The sequence below is a fragment of the Hydrogenophaga sp. 70-12 genome (assembly GCF_001897365.1).
Classification (GTDB): domain Bacteria; phylum Pseudomonadota; class Gammaproteobacteria; order Burkholderiales; family Burkholderiaceae_C; genus Hydrogenophaga; species Hydrogenophaga borbori.
In genome coordinates, this window is sequence record NZ_MKSS01000291.1 from 1 (window position 1) to 2563 (window position 2563).

At 68.9% G+C, this 2563-nt stretch carries 1 protein-coding gene; it reads left to right on the forward strand.

Annotation, left to right across the window (positions count from 1 at the left end; genetic code table 11):
- Positions 1-2392 (forward strand): DNA polymerase I (gene polA, locus BGO22_RS15845; protein ID WP_286851664.1); only part of this gene is annotated, 2392 nt, incomplete at its 5' end.
- Between the last annotated feature and the right edge of the window lie 171 nt (positions 2393-2563).

Sequence of the window (2563 nt, forward strand, 5' to 3'; positions counted from 1 at the left end):
CGTCATCGTCAGCAGCGGCGACAAGGACCTGGCCCAGCTCGTCAACGAGCGCATCGCCATCATCGACACCATGAGCGGCAAGCGCCGCGACCTCGCGGGCGTGCAGGCCGAGTTCGGGGTGCCGGCGCACCTGATGGTCGACTACCAGACCCTGGTGGGCGACGCGGTGGACAACGTGCCGGGCGTGGACAAGGTGGGTCCCAAGACCGCCGCCAAGTGGCTGATGGAGTACGGCTCGCTGGACGCGCTGGTGGCGCGCGCTGGCGAGATCAAGGGCGTGGCCGGCGAGAACCTGCGCAAGGCCCTGGACTGGCTGCCCACGGGGCGCCAGTTGCTGACCATCAAGACCGACTGCGACCTGAACGGCTTCGTGCCCGGCCTGCCCGCGCTGGACGCGGTTCGCCTGGGCGAGCCCGACCACCAGGCCCTGCAGGCCTTCTACGACAAGTACGGCTTCAAGTCGCTCGCCGCCAAGGCGGCGGCGGGCCAGGAGGCGCCGGTGGCGCCGGGCTCGACCGCCGTGGCGCCCGGTGCCACCGAAGGCCTGTTCGATGACCCGCCCGCGCCCACGTCCGGTGCAGCGCGCCCCGCGCTGAGGTACGACACCATCCTGAGCTGGGACCTGTTCGACACTTGGCTGGCGCGCCTGCAGGCGGCCGAGCTGACCGCCCTGGACACGGAAACCACTTCGCTGGACGAAATGGTGGCCGAGATCGTCGGCATCTCCTTCAGCGTGACGCCGGGCGAGGCGGCCTACATCCCGCTGCGCCACGCCGGCCCTGACGCGCCCGAGCAACTGCCCTTCGACGAGGTGCTCGCCCGGCTCAAGCCCTGGCTGGAGGACCCCATGCGGCCCAAGCTGGGCCAGCACGTCAAGTACGACCGCCACGTCTTCGCCAACCACGGCATCGAGGTGCGCGGCTACGAGCACGACACCATGCTGCAAAGCTACGTGCTGGAGGTGCACAAGCCGCACGGCCTGGAAAGCCTGGCCGAGCGCCACACCGGCCGCAAGGGCATCAGCTACGAGGACATCTGCGGCAAGGGCGCGCACCAGATTCCCTTCGCCCAGGTGGACGTGGCTAAGGCCGCCGAGTATTCCTGCGAGGACAGCGACCAGACCCTGGACGTGCACCGCGTGCTGTGGCCGCGCCTGCAGGCCGATGAGAAGCTGAGGTTCATCTACGAGCTGGAGATGGCCAGCAGCGAAACGCTGTACCGGGTGGAGCGCAACGGCGTGCTGATCGACGCGCCCACGCTGGCCGCGCAGAGTCACGAACTGGGCCAGCGCATCGTGGCGCTGGAGCAGGAGGCGTATGCCATCGCCGGCCAGCCCTTCAACCTGGGCAGCCCCAAGCAGCTCGGCGAGATCTTCTTCGACAAGCTGGGCCTGCCCGTCATCAAGAAGACCGCCACCGGCGCGCGCAGCACCGACGAGGAGGTGCTGGAAAAGCTCGCCGAGGACTACCCGCTGCCGGCCAAGATCCTGGAGCACCGCGGCCTGTCCAAGCTCAAGGGCACCTACACCGACAAGCTGGCGCAGATGGCCAACCCGCGCACCGGCCGCGTGCACACGCACTACGCGCAGGCCGTGGCCGTGACGGGGCGCCTGTCCAGCAACGACCCGAACCTGCAGAACATCCCCATTCGCACGCCCGAGGGCCGGCGCGTGCGCGAGGCCTTCGTGGCGCCGCCGGGCAGCGTGATCGCCAGCGCCGACTACTCGCAGATCGAGCTGCGCATCATGGCCCACATCAGCGAGGACGCGGCCCTGCTGCGCGCCTTCCAGGAAGGCCAGGACGTGCACCGCGCCACCGCGGCCGAGGTGTTCGGCGTGGAACTGGAGCAGGTCAGCAGCGAGCAGCGCCGCTACGCCAAGGTGATCAACTTCGGCCTCATCTACGGCATGAGCGCCTTCGGCCTGGCCAAGGCCCTGGGCATCGACAACACGGCGGCGAAGAACTACATCCAGCGCTACTTCGAGCGCTTCGAGGGCGTCAAGCGCTACATGGAGCAGACGGTGGCCTCCGCACAGAAGAAGGGCTACGTGGAAACCGCCTTCGGCCGCCGCCTGTACCTGCCGGAAATCAACGGCGGCAACGGCCCGCGCAAGAAGGCGGCCGAGCGGCAGGCCATCAACGCGCCCATGCAGGGCACCGCGGCCGACCTCATCAAGATGAGCATGGTGGCCGTGCAGGCCGCGCTGGACGACCAGGAGCGCCGCACCAAGATGATCATGCAGGTGCACGACGAACTGGTGTTCGAGGTGCCCGCGGACGAGGTCGATTGGGTGCGCAGCGAAGTGCCGCGCCTGATGGCCGGCGTGGCCGAACTGCGGGTGCCGCTGCTGGCCGAGATCGGCGTCGGCCCCAACTGGGACAAGGCGCATTGACCACGAATCCCTCGCCGCGCTTCGCGCGACCCCCCAGGGGGCAACACCAGTGGCCTGGCACAGCCGGTTCCGCGGTGTTTCTGGGTTGCGCTGCGTCGGGCCCGATTGACCAGAACTTCAGGCCCGCCAACGAGTCAGCTTGACTTTCCACCACCCGTCAGGAGACGACCC